We start from the raw sequence: 16,034 nt of genomic DNA on the forward strand, positions 1-16,034 counted from the left end.
TTGCGTCGAACCCGTGTAACGCCAAGCCATTTGACTGTCCACAGAAGCCGGGCGTTTCCATCGGCGCGCATGGGTCCCCGAAAGAGCAAAGGCCACCCCGTCGGATGGCCTTTGCCCGGATATTCTCCGCCACCCGTCGGTGGCGCAGGCCCTTTCCGGAGTGGGCCATCTCCGTTCCGTCAGTCGTCCAGAACGTCCTCGGCGGCCTCGTCGGCACCACCGGGCATGTCGAAGTCCAGACCGTGCGCGCCGCGGATCTTGTCCTCGATCTCGTAGGCGATCTTCTTGTTTTCCTTCAGGAAGTTCTTGGCATTCTCGCGCCCCTGGCCGATCCGCTCGTCGCCATAGCTGAACCAGCTGCCCGATTTCTCGACCACGCCGGCCGCGACACCCAGGTCCAGCAACTCGCCGCGTTTCGAGATACCCTCGCCATACATGATGTCGAACTCGACCTGCTTGAAGGGCGGCGCGACCTTGTTCTTGACCACCTTCACGCGGGTCTGGTTGCCCACCACCTCGTCGCGGTCCTTGATCGAGCCGATCCGGCGAATGTCCAGCCGCACCGAGCTGTAGAACTTGAGCGCGTTGCCGCCCGTCGTCGTCTCGGGGCTACCGAACATGACCCCGATCTTCATGCGAATCTGGTTGATGAAGATCACCGTGCACTTGCTGCGGCTGATCGAGCCCGTCAGCTTGCGCATGGCCTGGCTCATCAGGCGGGCATGGACGCCCACGCTGCTGTCGCCCATGTCGCCTTCCAGCTCCGATTTCGGCGTCAGCGCCGCGACCGAGTCGACCACAACCATGCTCACGGCACCCGAGCGCACCAGCGTGTCCACGATCTCCAGGCTTTGCTCGCCCGTGTCGGGCTGCGAAATCAACAACTCGTCCAGGTCCACGCCCAGTTTCTTGGCATAGACCGGGTCCAGCGCGTGCTCGGCGTCGACAAAGGCGCAAACGCCGCCCTTTTTCTGTTCCTCGGCGACGCAATGCAGCGTCAGCGTGGTCTTGCCCGAGCTTTCCGGCCCGTAGATTTCCACGATCCGGCCCTTGGGCAGGCCGCCGATGCCAAGCGCGATGTCGAGACCCAGCGAGCCGGTCGAGGTCGATTCGATGTCCTGCGCCGGGTTGTCGGCGCCCAGCTTCATGATCGAGCCCTTGCCGAACTGCCGTTCGATCTGCGCCAGCGCGCTGTCCAGCGCCTTCTGGCGGTCTTCTTTCTTCTTGCTGTCCATGTTCAAAAGATCTGCCGTTGCCATACCTGTCATTTCCCTTATTTCACACGCCAGACGGGGCGTCTATCGCAGTCTTCCCGCTGTCTGGCCGCCGCCTTCGTTCACCTCTTGTTCCGCATGTTATGAAGACAAAAGGAGAACATTTCAATCGAAATTGTTCCTTTCCGATGTTCGCAGCGATGGGTTAAAGAGGTGTTACCGAGGGCAGGCAAACGGGCAAAATCTTCTATGCTGGTGTTTTCAAACGAAAAGCTCGTTTTCCTGTCGGTACCCAAGACCGGCACCACCGCCTACGAGGCCGCCCTTGCGCCCCGGGCCGCCATCGTCGTGCGCCATCCGCCCGAACTGAAACACGCGCCGGTCTTTCGCTACAATCGGTTCTTCCGCCCCGCGATCGAGAAGTTCATGGGCGAGGGATTCGACGTGCTGGCCGTGATGCGTGAGCCGCTCGACTGGCTGGGGTCGTGGTATCGCTACCGTCAGCGGCCGGGACAGGAACAGGCCTGCAATTCGACCCACGGGATCAGCTTCGACACGTTCGTGACCGAGTACATGAAGGGCAAGCGTGCCACTTACGCGCAAGTCGGCTCGCAGACCAAGTTCCTGGAGCCGCAGAAAAACGGCACCGCGGTCACGCATCTTTTTCGCTACGAAGATCAGGACGGGTTGCGACGGTTCCTGTCAGATCGGCTGCAGGTCGAGATCGATACGCAGCGCATGAACAGTTCGCCGACCATGGCATTGACCCTCGATCCGGAAATCGAGCAGCGCTATCGACGGAAGTTCGCCGTGGAGTACCAGCTTTATGACGGGATCGCGGAGAACGGTGCCTTCGCGCCCCTCGCCAATGGCGTCCTGCCGCCGCATCACTGAGGTCCCGCGCTGAAATGGGGCGCATTTCCTGAGCCGGAATGGCTTTGAGACTGCGCATTTTCGACAACGGACACAGGTGCGTTTCCCGCCCGCCGAAGCCGGGCAGGCGCAGTGTCATCCCTGCGAAAGCTGGTGTTGCACCGTCTCGGTCAGCTCCGTCAGCGAGAACGGCTTGGGCAGGAACGTCGAGTTGGGAATGCGCGACTGTATCTCGCCAAAGGTCTCCTCTGCATAGCCCGACATGAAGACCACCTGCGTCTCAGGGCGCCGTTCCAGCGCCTGCAAGACCCAGGCAGGCCCGTCGATGCCCGGCATCACAACGTCTGAAACGAAGACATCCACCTCCAGCGTGCTGTCTTCCAGCAACTCCAGCGCGGCCTCGGCCGAGTCGGCCTCCAGCACGGTCATGCCGCGCAGTTGCAGGGCGCGGCTGGCAAAGGCCCGGACCGGCGCCTCGTCCTCGACCAAAAGGACGACGCCCTCGGTCTTGGAGGCAAGCCGCGCCGGGGCATGTGGTTCGGTCTCGGCCGTGTCTTCGCGCAGGTGAGCGGGCAGCAGAACCTGGAACGTCGTGCCCTCGCCAGGCTGGCTGTCGGCGAAAATGAAGCCGCCGGTCTGCTTGACGATGCCATAAGCCGTCGACAATCCAAGCCCCGTCCCCTCGCCGGTGCGCTTGGTCGTGAAGAACGGCTCGAACACCTTCTGGATCTTGTCCTGCGAAATACCCGCCCCCTCGTCGGTGACGGTAACCCGCACGTAGCGGCCCGGCGCCACCACCGCCCGGTCGCGGCGCAGGGGCTCGTCGAACGTGACGTTTTCGGTTGCGATGCGGATGTCGCCCCCCTCGGGCATGGCGTCGCGCGCGTTGACCACCAGGTTCATCAGCACCTGTTCCAACTGCCGCTTGTCGGCCCGGATCGACCACAGCGTGGGATCGTGGCTGAGCGACAGCATCACCCGCTCGCCGACCAGGCGGTTCAGCAGGTGCGTCAGGTCCGACAGCATGTCGCGCAGGTCCATCACCTCGGGGCGCAGGGTCTGCTTGCGCGAATAGGCCAGAAGCTGGCTGACCAGCGCCGCCGCGCGATTGGCGTTCTGGTTGATCTGGATAAGATCGCCATAATCCGGATCGCCCTGATCGTGCCGCAACAGCAGCAGATCGCAATGCCCGGCAATGGCCGTCAGCAGGTTGTTGAAATCATGCGCCACACCACCGGCAAGCTGTCCGATTGCCTGCATTTTCTGGCTTTGCACGAACTGCCCTTCCAGCGTCTTCAGTTTGGTCGCGTCGTTCAGAACGGCGATCAGCACGGTTTCGCCCGCCTCGGACGCGCGGTTCAGCGTGACCTGAACGAATGTCTCACGGTCGTCGCGCCTCACGCGCAGAAACTCCGACTGCACCCCGCCGCGCCCCTTGGCCGCATCCTCCAGCCAGTCCGGGATCGACCGGCCCAGCCCCTCCATCAGATCCGAGAGCGTCTTGCCGCAGCACCCATCCACGCCCAGCAGGTCGCGCGCAGGCCGGTTCGAGATCTGCACTTCGCCTGTACGCGCGAGTTTCAGCAAAGGCACGGGCAATTCGTCGAAAAACGCCCAGCCATCCGGCTGACGTTCGGTAGGCGCGACACCGGGCAACAGGAAGATCTCGCGCCGGCCTGCCACGCCCTCAAGCTCCACCACGAGGCAGGCGCTCAGGCCGTCGACTGTGGTGATGTCGTTGATCTGTCCCGAGCGCAGGGGCATCTTGGGGAAAATGCGGTCGAGCGAGCGCGCGCGCGCGCCCATCAATTGCCGCGCGGCGGAGTTCATGAACAAGACGGCCCCGCCCCGCCCCACGGTCAGCATCGGCAGCGGAACGGGATCCGCCTCGCGCGAGGGGCGGTCAGCGGATTTTTCGATCCGCCAGATATACCGGTCGGCCGCCGCACGGTGTACGCCGATGCGCAGGTGCCCGGCCCGCGTGACCACGTCCTCATGCGCGGATCCGCGCAACTGCGCACGGCTTTCAAGTCGATAGAGAATTGGCCCGGGATTGGCGACCGCGTGTTTCAGCGCCCCGGCCAGCGTCGTCGCCTCGTCGGCGGCAAAGGCGGTCATCGCGGCGCGGTTGGCATAGCGGATGTCACCCTCGCGCCCTGTCAGGATCGCGGGGGTCGCATCCTCGCCCAGGAACTCCTCTGCCGCGTCGACCAGCGCCTTGCGAAACCGCGTCTCCGCCGCGTTCACAATGCCGATCCACAGCGCCGACATCAGCAGAATCGCCGAGGTAAAGACCGCCGCCATCCGCAACGTCGCGTCGGGCACGACCACCGCCACTGCGCCGAACAGGACGGCGGCGATCAGCACCGCCCTGGCGCGCGGCCTGATTCGGGCTGCGGCATCGCGCAACGGCAATACTGTTCCGGTAGTGGATGCCAACCGGCACCTCCCCAATCACAAGCTCCTGCCCGACGTCATAGGCGGCGGGGCTTAAAGTTAGATTAACGCTGAAAGAGAGAACACGTCTAGGTTGCTTCTGCCTGAGCGGTCACAGCTATTCCGGTTTGCGCAACAGCGCCAGAAAGAACCCGTCGCCAATCTCCGAGATGGGCCATCGGCGCGTGTCCTGCCGGGCCCAGTCCGGATGCGCCGTCTCGAACCGTGACACCTGGCGCTCGTTCTCCTCGGTCAACACCGAACATGTCGTGTAGGTCAGGTATCCGCCGGGACGCACAAGCGCCTGCGCCTGCACGAGAATTTCCCACTGGAGCGCGCCAAGCTGATCCAGGCGTCCGGGCGTCAGCGCCCATTTCGCCTCGGGCGTGCGCCGCCACGTGCCGCTGCCCGAACAGGGCACGTCGCAAAGCACGATATCGAACGGTGCGGCCTGCGCCACGTCCCCCGGTTCAAGCCGCGAAACACGTACCTTTGCCCGGTCGGCCCGTGCGGGAAGGTCGCGCATCCGTTCGGGCGCGGCGTCATGCGCGAACCAGGCGCCCTCGTGCCACCCGGCCAGCGCCAGAACCTTGCCGCCGCCACCGGCGCAATAGTCCAGCACGCGTCCGCCCGCGGGGTCTGGCAAGACCGCCATCGCGGCCTGGCTGCTGGCGTCCTGAAGCTCGACATGACCGTCCCGGAAGGCGGCCGATTGCGCAACGCGCCGCGCGCCCTCGGTCACAAGAAAGGCGCCCCTGACAGTCGAAACGGGACGGGCAACAATTCCATCTTGTTCCATCATATCAATGACTTCATCGGCACTATTCATGCGGGGATTGTGCCGCAGGCAGACCGGCGCCCGATGGCGCAGCGCCTCCGCGGCGGCGGCGGCGTCTTCCTCCCCCAGGCTGTCCTTGAATCGCGCCCAAAGCCAGTCCGGCAAATCGCGGCTCTCTGCCTCTTCGGGCGTTGCGCCGGCGTCGCGCTCTTGCGCCGTCAAGGTCACGGGCGCGTGGCCCTCCCCGGTAAAGATCGTCTCTGGGTCGGTCTTCTCCGCACGCACATGCCCCAACATCAGGGCGCGGCCATTCTCGCCACCCCCGAGGGCGGCACAGGACCGCTTGCGGCGCAATACCGAGAAGACGTGGTCGCGCACCGCCGCGCGATCCTTCGACCCGGCATAGCGCGCTCCCCGCGCCCAGCGGGTCAGCGCCTGTTCCGCGGCCAGCCCGCCGGCCATGGCGTCGAGCACCTCGATCGCGGCCTGAACGCGCGCTGAAGGGGTCACGAGATTACCTCAGGATCGCCGCACAAGTCCTTGCGATACCGCACTTTACCCAATGCGGTAGTTCGGGCTTTCGCGCGTGATCTGAACGTCGTGCACGTGGCTTTCCTTCAGGCCCGCGCCGGTGATTTTCACGAATTCGCATCCCTTGCGCATCTCGTCCACAGTGGCGCATCCGGTATAGCCCATGGCCGCCCGCAAGCCGCCCACCAGCTGGTGCAGCACGGTCCCGGCGCTGCCCTTGTAAGGCACCTGCCCTTCGACCCCTTCGGGCACCAGCTTGTCGCTGGCGGCATCCTTCTGGAAATACCGGTCGGCCGAGCCCTGCGCCATAGCCGCCAGGCTGCCCATCCCGCGATACGCCTTGAAGCTGCGCCCCTGGTACAGGATCACCTCGCCGGGGCTTTCATCGGTGCCGGCCAGCATGCTGCCCACCATGGCGCAGGACGCGCCGGCCGCGATCGCCTTGGCGAAATCGCCCGAGAACTTGATGCCGCCATCGGCGATGACCGGCGTGTCGCCCGCCGCCGCGGCGCAGTCCATCACCGCCGTCAGCTGCGGCATGCCCACACCGGCGACCATCCGCGTGGTGCAGATACTGCCCGGCCCGATGCCGACCTTCACCGCATCCGCGCCCGCGCCGATCAGCGTCCGGGTCGCCTCTGCCGTGGCCACGTTCCCGGCCACGATCTGAACCTCGTTCGACAGTTTCTTGGCCCGCTCCACGGCCTGTGCCACGCCTTCGGAATGGCCATGCGCGGTGTCGATCACGATCATGTCGACGCCCGCATCCACCAGCGCCTCGGACCGCTCGAAGCCCGCGTCGCCCACGGTCGAGGCCGCCGCCACGCGCAGACGTCCCAGCCCGTCCTTGCAAGCCGACGGGTTCAGCACCGCCTGCTCGGTATCGCGCAACGTCAGCAAGCCGGTCAGCTTGCCCTGCCCGTTGGTCACCAGCAGCTTCTCGATCCGCCGCGCCTTCATCAGGCTCTTGGCCTCCTCGCGATCCGCAGGCTCGGTCAGGATCGCCAGGTTGTCGCTGGTCATCATCACGTGAACCGGCGTGTCGTCATCGGTGGCAAAGCGCATGTCGCGGTTGGTCACGATGCCCATCACGTGGCCCTTTTCATCCACCACGGGAAAGCCGGTAAAGTTGTAGCGTTCGATCAGCGCCTTGGCATCGGCCAGCGTCTGGTCCGGCCGCAGGGTCACGGGGTTGTAGACGATCCCGCTCTCGAAGCGTTTCACCCGCCGCACTTCCTTGGCCTGCTGTTCCACCGTAAGGTTGCGATGGATCACCCCCATGCCGCCCGACTGCGCCATGCAGATCGCCATGCGCCCCTCGGTCACCGTGTCCATGGCGGAACTCAGAAGCGGTATGTTGAGGTCGATCGACCGGGTCACGCGGGTGCGCGTGTCCGCCGTGGTGGGCAGAACGCTGGACTTCGCGGGAACCAGCAGAACATCGTCAAAAGTGAGGGCCTCACGAATCTCCATGGCGCATCTCCTTGGGGTGTCTCGTTTGGCGGTTCCCTATTACACGGGTTGGCAGGAATGGAAAGGGGCGAATGGGCCCCTGCGCGCAGATGACATGGCCGGACCGCATGCCGCGACTTGCCGCGTCGTAGGCTGGGTGAAAACCCACGCACGCCCCCTTGCCTTGCGCGCCCGCCGCACGCTAGCGTCCCTGCAACCAGAGGACACGCCCCATGACAACCCACGGATACGAGAGCGGCCGGCTCGACCTGCCTTTCGTCGGCATCGCCACTTTCGGCAAGCGCCCCTATGTGGCCGACTGGAGCCGCATCGACGCCGACGTCGCCATCCTCGGCGCCCCTTTCGACGCCGGCACCCAATGGCGCTCGGGCGCCCGCTTCGGCCCCCGCGGCGTGCGCGAGGCGTCCACGCTCTTCAGCTTCGGCCATGCCGGCGCTTATGACCACGAGGACGACGCCACCTACCTGCCCGGCTCTGTCAGCATCGTCGATATCGGCGACGCCGACATCGTCCACACCGACACGATGACATCCCATGCCAATATCGAGGCGGGCGTCCGCGCCATCCTCACCGCCGGCGCCCTGCCCGTCACCATCGGCGGCGATCATTCCATCAATATCCCCTGCATCAACGCCTATGACGATCAGGGCGACATCCATGTATTGCAGATCGACGCCCACCTCGATTTCGTCGACGAGCGTCATGGCGTCCGCTTTGGCCACGGCAACCCCATGCGCCGCGCCGCCGAGAAACCTTTCGTCACCGGCCTCACCCAGCTGGGCATCCGCAATGTCAGCTCGACCGCCAAGGAAGGCTATGACGACGCCCGCGCGCGCGGCTCGGATATCCTGTCTGTCCGGCAGGTGCGCAAGCTGGGGCCCGAGGCCACCGCCGCCCGCATCCCCGAAGGTGCGCGGGTCTACATCACCATCGACATCGACGCCTTCTGCCCCTCCATCGCGCCGGGCACGGGCACGCCCAGCCATGGCGGGTTCCTCTATTACGACGTGCTCGAGATCCTGCAACAGGTCGCACAAAGCCACGAGATCGTCGGCATCGACCTGGTCGAGGTCGCCCCGGATTACGACCCCACCGGCTCCACCTCGATCCTCGCCGCGCAGGTGCTTCTGAACCTTCTGGGCTTCGTCTTCCACGCCCGCGGCTGATACTTCATTTTTGGTTCACATTTGGACCTCTCCCAGAGGTGAGATCAGCGCAGACTTGCGCCGGATTTTCACTTTTAGCTATTTTTACCTTCACAGACGCAGTTTTTTGCGCAACATTTAATCAAAACAAAAAACATAACAGGACGCCGGCCATTTTTCGGTACAGTTTTGGTTCGCCATTGCGCGCCAGCACTACCAGGCCCGGACGGACACGGAAAACCAACAGTGGAGGACACACCCAAAATGGATCTCGCAGCCATTCAGGCCGACCAGGTCACACTCAATTCCCTGGTCCAGAACCTCGTCTATCTTTCCGGCACGGTCGGCGCGATCACCGTCGTCGTCGGCCTTCTGATGATCGACGCCGGCACGACACGGCGCAAAAGCCTGTTCAACTCGACCATCGAAAAGGTCATGGGCTTCTTTCTCGGTTTCACCACCTACTTTGCCATCGGCTTCGGCTTCTGGGCGGCGCAGTATTACATCATGGAAGGCGCCACGATGGGCGACAGCTTGCGCGACTGGTGGCTCTTCGGCGGGATGCTGAATGCCAACGCCTCGACCACCGATCCGGCCACGTTCCCGGGGCTGAACACCTTCCAGATCTTCGTGTTCTTCCTCGCGGTCTTTGCCGGGATCGTGAACATCCTCTTCCACTTCGCCGTGTCCGAACGGATCAAGGCTTCGGCCTATTACGAGCTCTGCGTCGTGGCCGCCGTGGCCTCGTCCATCCTCAGCTTCTATACCTGGGGCTCGGTCGGCCCGCTGACCAATGCAGGCTTCCACGACTTCTTCGGCGTGGGCTTCGTCTATCTCTTCCCCACCGGCATGGCGCTGGCGCTGGTTCCCATGCTGGGCCAGCGCCCCGGCATGTTCAATCCGCACCCCATGGTCTCGGGCTACCACGCGCCCAGCATCGGGCTGGCGGCCGTGGGCCTGCTGACCATCTTCGCGGGCCTGCCCATGGTCATCGTCTCCTGCCTCTTCTTCTTCGACCCCGAGGCGCTGGCGGTCAGCGTCACCATGGCCGACACCAGCGTCGGCCTCGCGGTGAACAACTACGCCATGGCCTGGGCCGGTGGCGCGGTGACAGGCGGCATCATCGCCTATGCAACGCGCAAATACGCCTACCTGCTGCTGGGGCCGCTGGCGGGCTACGTGGCGGGCGCCTGCGGCTTCGATGTCTACCAGCCGGGGCAGATGTTCCTGGTGGCCCTCGGCGCGCCGGTCATCGCCTACATCGTCTATGAATTCACGCTGAAGCGCGAGTTCGACGAGCACAAGCTGCTGCCGCTCTTCCTCGGCGCGGGCAGCTACGGCCTGATCATGGTCGGCATCCTCGAGGCCGGCACCCCGCGCGGCGGCTACTTCGGGTTCGAGGAAGGCGAGTATGCCTTCCAGCACGGCCAGATCGGCCTGACCATGCAGCTCATCGGCATCGTGGTCTGCCTCGGCGCGGGTCTTGTGACCGGCCTCGTGACGGCGCTGATCCTCAAGGTCACGATCGGCCTGCGCAACACCGACGACGAAATGGCCGCCGGTCTCGACGGCCTGCGCTGGGGGCTGGAGCCCGACGTGCCCACGCGCGAGGACACGCCCATCGCCAAGGGCTGACGTCTGGTATCACTCACGGGGTCGCGGCGGCGGGGTCCCTCCCGTCGCCGCGATGCGTTTCCGTCTCCCGTCCCGGGAGCTCGCAGGGTGGGTGAAAACCCACCTGCGCACCGGTTAACAATCCGTCACAACCGGCCGCCGCGTTAAACCGTAAATTCGCGTAAATCCGCACCGTCGCGATACCACCCGGATACCGACGCAATACCGACGTGCCGTTTCGGGCCGAATCGCATTGGTTAACGCGCCCGGATCTGCGCCCTGCGCTTCAACGCCCGCTTAATCTTTCAGCCGGGCAAGCACGTCCTCATAGCCCTCAAGCCCATGCGCCGCACCCATCGTTTCGCGCCACTTCCGGGCGTAAGCCTCGCGCATCGCATCGCTGATCTGCGCGCGGCCCGCCCCGGCCTGCCCGCCGGCCACCTTGCTGGCCTCACCGCCCGGAGGCAAGCCACAGGCCGCGTCGCGCGCCTGCCGCACAAGGTGATCGTCGAACTGCCGTCCATGCGCCTTCATGAAATCCAGCGTCGCCTGTGCCTGCGCGACGGCGCGTGTCCACTCATCGGAAACCTCCATGAAATCCGCGACTTGCGCGACACTCTTCGCCAAGTCCCGCTTCATGTGTTCATACGCTATCAGCAGCACATCATCCCGCCCGCGCACAGCCCACCAGGAGGATGCGTGGCTCCAGTAATCCTCTCGGCCCATCCGATCCAGGTAATACTCCGCGAAATCCTCCAGCGAAATCGCCCCGCGCTCGAACATCCAGCCGTCGAAAAAACGGTAAAGCGACACCATCGCATCCACCGGGTCACGCAGCACCACGATGTACCGCCCGCCTTCGGGAATCACCCCCCATGGCAGGTGGCTCTTGAAGAGCTTCGGACGGTAGGGTTGCGGGTCGTTAACGTTCCGCCCTATATCGTGGGCCAGTTCCAGCCACGGCACGACGTCGGTAATTTCGTCAAACGCCATGTCCCCGCCCGACCGCAGCCCATGCGCGACCTGGCTGACCCATGTGGTGCCGCACTTGCTGTAGGGCGAAATGAAGATATCGGTGAGATCGGGGCGATAGGCCAGCCCCGTCTCGACGCCATGCTCCGTGGCGAACCGCGCCAGCGCCGCGTTCATCTGCGCCAGGGTCTCAGGACGCTTCATCGCGCGCGCCCTCACCGCCCGGCACCGGGTCATACCCACAGCCGCCCCAGGGGTTGCACCGTGCGATCCGACGCGCGGCCAGCCACCCGCCCTTGAGGCCCCCGTGGGTGCGCAAAGCGTCCAAGGCGTACTGGCTGCATGTCGGCTGATACCGGCAATTGAACCCCACCCAGGGGCTGAAGATTAGCCGGTACGCCTTGACCGGCAGGGCCAGCATGTGGGCCAGCGGACTCACCTGTGCACCGCGGCCAGCGCCTTGCGCAGATCCTCGCACAGCCCGTGGAAATCGCGCTCCACCGTTCCCCCGGCGCGCCCGATCAGCACATAGTCATGTCCGGGTTTTCCTTGGCTTGTCAAAACCTTGCGGGCCACTTCGCGCAACCGCCGCTTGGCCCGGTTCCGGGTGACGGCATTGCCCACCTTCTTGGAACAGGTGTAGCCCACCCGGATCGCCATGCTGTCATCGCGCCGGTCCCGGGCCTGCAGCACAAGGCCGCGCGCCGCCTGCCTGCGGCCCTTTGCGGCAGCCAGGAAATCGGGGCGTTTCTTGAGAACCTCCAGACGAACGGAAACCGCCGGGGGCGTTTTCCCCGTGTCATTCACGAGGGCCTCCGGCGGTGTCATGTCCGTACAGTTCCTGGCTGGCGCTTACGCGCTCAGCGACTTGCGGCCACGCGCACGACGCGCGTTCAGGATCTTGCGGCCGGCCTTGGTGGCCATGCGCGCGCGGAAACCGTGGCGCCGCTTGCGGACCAGGTTCGAAGGTTGATACGTGCGTTTCATCGCTCGGCTCTCCGGTGTTCTTGGCCTCGCTCAGGAATCGCGAAAGCCGGAATTCGTATTGAAGCCCGGTCTATAGGGGCGCCCGAGCCCCAAGTCAAACATCCGATTGGCTTTTGCAACAAAAACCCTGCCCGGACGGTTGGCTTTGTTACAAACCGGGCCCGAACCCGACATAATGGCCCCAAAACCTTCACCCCGCTTCACCCCCGCGTGAAGCGTCTGGTGCGGGGCCTGACGATGGCGCATCTAGGAAGGACACGCAATCACACCGGACCCGGATCGCCACATGGACACTGCCGACGACACCAAGCGCCCCGCCTATATCCGCCACGCGCCCCTCGCCGTGATCCTGATCGCCGCCATCGTGGGATACTTTACGTTGGGCGACTACCTGACCTTCGACACTCTGGCCAACAATCGCGAGGCTTTGCTGGCGTTCCGGGACGAAAACTACATCCTCCTGGCAGGCATCTTCGTGGCAGTCTACGTGGCCATTGTCGCCTTCTCGCTGCCGGGGGCGGCCGTGGCCTCGGTCACCGGTGGCTTTCTATTCGGCCTCTTTCTGGGCACCACGTTCAACGTCACGGCGGCCGTCATCGGGGCCTCGGCCATCTTCCTCGCCGCGCGCTGGGGCCTTGGGCGAACGCTCGCCGCCAAGATGGACGCCTCCGAGGGGACGCTCAAGAAGTTCAAGACCGGCCTGCATGAGCATGAAATCAATGTTCTTTTGCTGATGCGCCTCGTGCCCGTGGTGCCGTTTTTCGTGGCCAACCTGCTGCCCGCACTGGTCGGCGTGCGCTTCTTCAATTTCCTCTGGACCACCGCGATCGGTATCATCCCCGGTGCCATCGTGTTCACCTGGATCGGCGTCGGCCTGGGCGAGGTCTTTGATCGTGGCGAACGCCCGGACCTGTCCCTGCTGTGGGAGCCGCAGGTGATCGGCCCCATCCTCGGGCTTTGCGTGCTGGCCGCGCTACCTATCCTCATCAAGACCGTGCGCGGCAAGAAGGACATCTGAGCCATGGCCGATATCAAGACTGACATCCTCGTCATAGGGGCAGGTTCCGGTGGTCTCTCCGTGGCGTCCGGCGCCGTGCAGATGGGCGCTGACGTGGTCCTTCTCGAAGGGCACGAAATGGGCGGTGACTGCCTCAACTTCGGCTGCGTGCCCTCCAAGGCGCTCATCGCCTCGGCCAAGGCCGCCTACGGCCCGGCACACGCCGCCCCTTATGGCGTGGAGAATACCGCACCCATTGTGGACTACGCCGCCGCCAAGGACCACGTGCAGGACGTGATCGCAACCATCGCCCCGCATGACAGCCAGGACCGGTTCGAGGGCCTTGGCGTCAAGGTTATCAGGGAATACGGCCAATTCATCTCGCCCACCGAGGTCAAGGCCGGGGACACGGTCATCCGCGCCCGCCGCATCGTCATCGCCACCGGTTCCTCGCCTTTCGTGCCGCCTATTCCAGGGCTGGACGGTGTCCCATACGAGACCAACGAGACGCTCTTTGACCTGCGCGATAAGCCCGAGCACCTGCTGGTCATCGGCGGCGGCCCCATCGGCATGGAAATGGCGCAGGCGCATCTTCGGCTGGGCTGCAAGGTCACGGTGATCGAAGGCGACAAGGCGCTAGGCAAGGACGATCCCGAAGCCGCCGCCGTTGTGTTGGACCACCTGAGCGCGGAGGGACTGGAGATAATCGAGGGCGCCACTGCGGCGCAAGTGCGCGGGACCCAAGGGGCGATCGAGGTCGAAACCAAGGACGGGCAAGTTTTCAAGGGCTCGCATTTGCTGATGGCCGTGGGCCGCAAGCCGAATATCGACAGCCTGAACCTCGATGCGGCGGGCATCGAGACCACGAAGGCGGGCATCAAGGTCGATGCGAAGCTGAAGACCACCAATTCAAAGGTTTATGCCATCGGCGACGTCGCCGGCGGCCTGCAATTCACCCATGTCGCGGGATATCACGCAGGTATCGTCATCCGCTCTGCCGTGCTGGGCCTGCCTGCCAAGGCAAGTACCGCGCATCTGCCCTGGACCACCTATACCGACCCGGAACTGGCGCAGGTCGGCCTGACCGAGGCGCAGGCGCGCAAGGAACATGGCTCGAAGCTGGAGGTCGTCCGGGCCGAGTATGACAGCAACGACCGGGCCATCGCCACACGTAAAACCACGGGCTTCGTCAAGGTCATGGTCGTGGGCGGCCGCCCCGTCGGCGCGACCATCGTCGGTGCGCAAGCGGGCGAGTTGATCCATACATGGGCTTTGGCCCTCGCCAACAACTTGAAAATGAAGCATATCAGCGCCATGGTTGCGCCTTATCCCACGTTGGGAGAAATCAACAAGCGTGCGGCGGGGGCCTATTTCACGCCGCGGCTGTTCGAAAGCGATGGCGTCAAGCGGGTCGTGCGGCTGGTCCAGCGCTGGCTGCCCTAGGAAACAAGACGACGGAACGGGAAGATGGGGTTTCTGAAATCACTCTCGGGACGGTTCCTGATCCTGACCGTCCTCTTCGTGATGCTGGCCGAGGTTCTGATTTTCGTGCCCTCCATCGCCCGCTACCGCGAGGATTTCCTGATGGACCGACTGGAGCGGGCGCAGATTGCCTCGCTCGCGCTCTTGGCCAACGATGAAATCTCGAACGAGTTGCAGGAAGAGCTGTTGCAGAACGCGGGGGTCTTCAACGTGGTTCTGCGCCGCGACGAGGCGCGCCAGCTGATGCTGTCGGCGCCCATGCCCTCACCCATTGTCGATACGTTCGATCTGCGTGACGCGCCGCCGTTGGAACTGATCGGGGACGCGATGACACGCCTTGTGCGGACCGAGCCCGAGATGATCCGCGTCATCGGCGACCCGTCACAGATGGGCGGACTGCTGATCGAGGTCACGCTGCTGACAGACGACCTGCGCGCCGCGATGGTCGACTACGGCCTGCGTATCCTGCTGCTGTCGGCGATGATCTCGGTTGTGACCGCCGCCCTGCTTTATTTTGCCGTGCGTGGCTTTCTCGTGCGGCCCATTGCCAGCGTGGCGCGCAACATGACCCGCTATGCCGAGGCCCCCGAGGATGCCAACCGCGTGATCACCCCCCGATCCACCACCACCGAGATCCGGCAGGCCGAGGAGGCGTTGCTGTCGTTGCAGACGCAGCTCACCTCGTCCCTGCGGCAGCGCGAGCGGCTGGCCCAGCTGGGCGGCGCGGTGGCCAAGGTCAGCCATGACCTGCGCAATATTCTGACCTCGGCGCAGCTGTTCACCGACCGGATCGAGATGAGCGAGGACCCGGCGGTCAAGCGCATGGCACCCAAGCTGGTCAATTCCATCGCCCGCGCGGTGCACCTGTGCGAATCGACCCTGGCCTATGGCAAGGCCGAGGAGCAACCGCCGACCCTGGGCCGGTTCGCACTGATCGACGTCGTCTCTGACGTGATCGAAAGCGAGCGCCTTGCCGTGGGTGACGCCGATGTCAGCTTTGCCGAAGACGTGCCCACGGGGCTTGTCCTGCGCGCCGATCACGAACAGCTTTACCGCGTGATCGCCAACCTCGTGCGCAATGCCCGTCAGGCCATCGTCAATAGCGGCAAGCCCGGAGAGATCGCTATTTCCGGGCAGGAAACCAGTGAGGCGTGGCTCATTCGTGTCTCCGACACCGGGCCGGGCCTTCCACCCAAGGCGCGCGACCACCTTTTCCAGCCATTTCACGGCGGTGCAACGAAGGGCGGCACCGGCCTTGGCCTCTCGATTGCAGCAGAGCTGATCCGTGGCCATGGCGGCACGCTCGAACTTGAAAGCACGGATGAGACCGGCACGGTGTTCTGCGTCAGCCTGCCCCGTGGCGGGTTGAACGTGGACTGAGGGAAATTCCTCGGAAAATCCCGTACCACCCCCTTGCAATGGCCGGCGCATGGGTCTAGATGCTCGACCTCAACGGACCGATAGCTCAGCTGGATAGAGTACCTGACTACGAATCAGGGGGTCGGGGGTTCGAATCCTCCTCGGTCCGCCAC

The 16,034-nt window shown here is 64.5% G+C and carries 14 protein-coding genes and 1 tRNA gene; 7 read left to right on the forward strand and 8 right to left on the reverse strand.

What is annotated here, in order from left to right:
• Window positions 1-179 precede the first annotated feature (179 nt).
• The gene (recA, locus tag C2I35_RS01760; protein ID WP_103761304.1) at window positions 180-1,259 is read right to left on the reverse strand and encodes a recombinase RecA; all 1,080 of its coding nucleotides are present in this window, start codon (window positions 1,257-1,259) and stop codon (window positions 180-182) included.
• A gap of 204 nt (window positions 1,260-1,463) precedes the next feature.
• Between recA and C2I35_RS01765 the strand changes: the two genes are divergently transcribed.
• Window positions 1,464-2,108, forward strand: a complete 645-nt coding sequence (locus C2I35_RS01765; RefSeq protein ID WP_103761305.1) for a gamma-glutamyl kinase — start codon at window positions 1,464-1,466, stop codon at window positions 2,106-2,108.
• Between the two features lie 114 nt (window positions 2,109-2,222).
• Here the strand turns inward: C2I35_RS01765 and C2I35_RS01770 are convergent, their stop codons facing one another.
• From C2I35_RS01770 to guaB, 3 genes are all read right to left on the reverse strand, one after another.
• Window positions 2,223-4,526, reverse strand: coding sequence for a hybrid sensor histidine kinase/response regulator (locus tag C2I35_RS01770; protein WP_245890364.1), 2,304 nt, complete (start codon window positions 4,524-4,526; stop codon window positions 2,223-2,225).
• A 115-nt stretch (window positions 4,527-4,641) separates the two neighbouring features.
• Window positions 4,642-5,811 carry an RsmB/NOP family class I SAM-dependent RNA methyltransferase gene (locus tag C2I35_RS01775; RefSeq protein ID WP_103761307.1) on the reverse strand — a complete coding sequence of 390 codons (1,170 nt, stop codon included), beginning with the start codon at window positions 5,809-5,811 and terminating at the stop codon, window positions 4,642-4,644.
• A 45-nt stretch (window positions 5,812-5,856) separates the two neighbouring features.
• Window positions 5,857-7,305 carry an IMP dehydrogenase gene (guaB, locus tag C2I35_RS01780; protein WP_103761308.1) on the reverse strand — a complete coding sequence of 483 codons (1,449 nt, stop codon included), beginning with the start codon at window positions 7,303-7,305 and terminating at the stop codon, window positions 5,857-5,859.
• Between the two features lie 212 nt (window positions 7,306-7,517).
• Here guaB and speB point away from each other — a divergent pair, with 212 nt between their 5' ends.
• Together speB and C2I35_RS01790 are read left to right on the forward strand one after the other, a co-directional pair.
• Window positions 7,518-8,471: an agmatinase gene (gene speB, locus C2I35_RS01785; RefSeq protein ID WP_103761309.1), complete on the forward strand. Its 954-nt coding sequence runs from the start codon at window positions 7,518-7,520 to the stop codon at window positions 8,469-8,471.
• 243 nt (window positions 8,472-8,714) lie between these two features.
• Window positions 8,715-10,085, forward strand: a complete 1,371-nt coding sequence (locus C2I35_RS01790; protein WP_103761310.1) for an ammonium transporter family protein — start codon at window positions 8,715-8,717, stop codon at window positions 10,083-10,085.
• A gap of 276 nt (window positions 10,086-10,361) precedes the next feature.
• Here C2I35_RS01790 and C2I35_RS01795 read toward each other — a convergent pair whose 3' ends face one another.
• Genes C2I35_RS01795 through rpmH form a run of 4 tightly spaced genes read right to left on the reverse strand, consistent with a single transcriptional unit; the run spans window position 10,362 to window position 12,023 of the window.
• Complete coding sequence (locus tag C2I35_RS01795; RefSeq protein WP_170067092.1) at window positions 10,362-11,240, reverse strand: sulfotransferase domain-containing protein; 879 nt, start codon at window positions 11,238-11,240, stop codon at window positions 10,362-10,364.
• Window positions 11,227-11,475: a membrane protein insertion efficiency factor YidD gene (gene yidD, locus C2I35_RS01800; RefSeq protein ID WP_103761312.1), complete on the reverse strand. Its 249-nt coding sequence runs from the start codon at window positions 11,473-11,475 to the stop codon at window positions 11,227-11,229. The genes C2I35_RS01795 and yidD overlap by 14 nt, the downstream gene beginning before the upstream one ends.
• Entirely contained in the window at window positions 11,472-11,864 is a 393-nt protein-coding gene (gene rnpA / locus C2I35_RS01805) for a ribonuclease P protein component (RefSeq protein WP_103761313.1), read from the reverse strand. The genes yidD and rnpA overlap by 4 nt, the downstream gene beginning before the upstream one ends.
• 24 nt (window positions 11,865-11,888) lie before the next feature.
• The gene (gene rpmH, locus C2I35_RS01810) at window positions 11,889-12,023 is read right to left on the reverse strand and encodes a 50S ribosomal protein L34 (protein ID WP_005980833.1); all 135 of its coding nucleotides are present in this window, start codon (window positions 12,021-12,023) and stop codon (window positions 11,889-11,891) included.
• Window positions 12,024-12,309: 286 nt separating this feature from the next.
• Here rpmH and C2I35_RS01815 point away from each other — a divergent pair, with 286 nt between their 5' ends.
• The 4 genes from C2I35_RS01815 to C2I35_RS01830 all read left to right on the forward strand — a co-directional run bounded on the left by C2I35_RS01815 (window position 12,310) and on the right by C2I35_RS01830 (window position 16,033).
• Window positions 12,310-13,041, forward strand: coding sequence for a TVP38/TMEM64 family protein (locus C2I35_RS01815; RefSeq protein WP_103761314.1), 732 nt, complete (start codon window positions 12,310-12,312; stop codon window positions 13,039-13,041).
• Window positions 13,042-13,044: 3 nt separating this feature from the next.
• A complete protein-coding gene (locus C2I35_RS01820) occupies window positions 13,045-14,463 on the forward strand; it encodes a dihydrolipoyl dehydrogenase family protein (protein WP_103761315.1) in 1,419 nt (472 codons plus the stop codon).
• 24 nt (window positions 14,464-14,487) lie between these two features.
• A complete protein-coding gene (locus C2I35_RS01825) occupies window positions 14,488-15,882 on the forward strand; it encodes a sensor histidine kinase (RefSeq protein ID WP_103761316.1) in 1,395 nt (464 codons plus the stop codon).
• A 74-nt stretch (window positions 15,883-15,956) separates the two neighbouring features.
• Window positions 15,957-16,033: transfer RNA gene (locus C2I35_RS01830), tRNA-Arg, on the forward strand.
• Window position 16,034 lies beyond the last annotated feature (1 nt).

The sequence above is a fragment of the Roseovarius confluentis genome (genome assembly GCF_002917925.1).
GTDB lineage: Bacteria > Pseudomonadota > Alphaproteobacteria > Rhodobacterales > Rhodobacteraceae > Roseovarius > Roseovarius confluentis.

Excerpts from the sequence above, each read along its gene's own strand:
- recA (WP_103761304.1), bottom strand. The coding sequence starts at position 1,259 with ATGGCAACGGCAGATCTTTTGAACATGGACAGCAAGAAGAAAGAAGAC.
- C2I35_RS01765 (WP_103761305.1), top strand. The coding sequence starts at position 1,464 with ATGCTGGTGTTTTCAAACGAAAAGCTCGTTTTCCTGTCGGTACCCAAG.
- guaB (WP_103761308.1), bottom strand. The coding sequence starts at position 7,305 with ATGGAGATTCGTGAGGCCCTCACTTTTGACGATGTTCTGCTGGTTCCC.
- speB (WP_103761309.1), top strand. The coding sequence starts at position 7,518 with ATGACAACCCACGGATACGAGAGCGGCCGGCTCGACCTGCCTTTCGTC.
- C2I35_RS01790 (WP_103761310.1), top strand. The coding sequence starts at position 8,715 with ATGGATCTCGCAGCCATTCAGGCCGACCAGGTCACACTCAATTCCCTG.
- C2I35_RS01795 (WP_170067092.1), bottom strand. The coding sequence starts at position 11,240 with ATGAAGCGTCCTGAGACCCTGGCGCAGATGAACGCGGCGCTGGCGCGG.
- rnpA (WP_103761313.1), bottom strand. The coding sequence starts at position 11,864 with ATGACACCGCCGGAGGCCCTCGTGAATGACACGGGGAAAACGCCCCCG.
- rpmH (WP_005980833.1), bottom strand. The coding sequence starts at position 12,023 with ATGAAACGCACGTATCAACCTTCGAACCTGGTCCGCAAGCGGCGCCAC.
- C2I35_RS01815 (WP_103761314.1), top strand. The coding sequence starts at position 12,310 with ATGGACACTGCCGACGACACCAAGCGCCCCGCCTATATCCGCCACGCG.
- C2I35_RS01820 (WP_103761315.1), top strand. The coding sequence starts at position 13,045 with ATGGCCGATATCAAGACTGACATCCTCGTCATAGGGGCAGGTTCCGGT.
- C2I35_RS01825 (WP_103761316.1), top strand. The coding sequence starts at position 14,488 with ATGGGGTTTCTGAAATCACTCTCGGGACGGTTCCTGATCCTGACCGTC.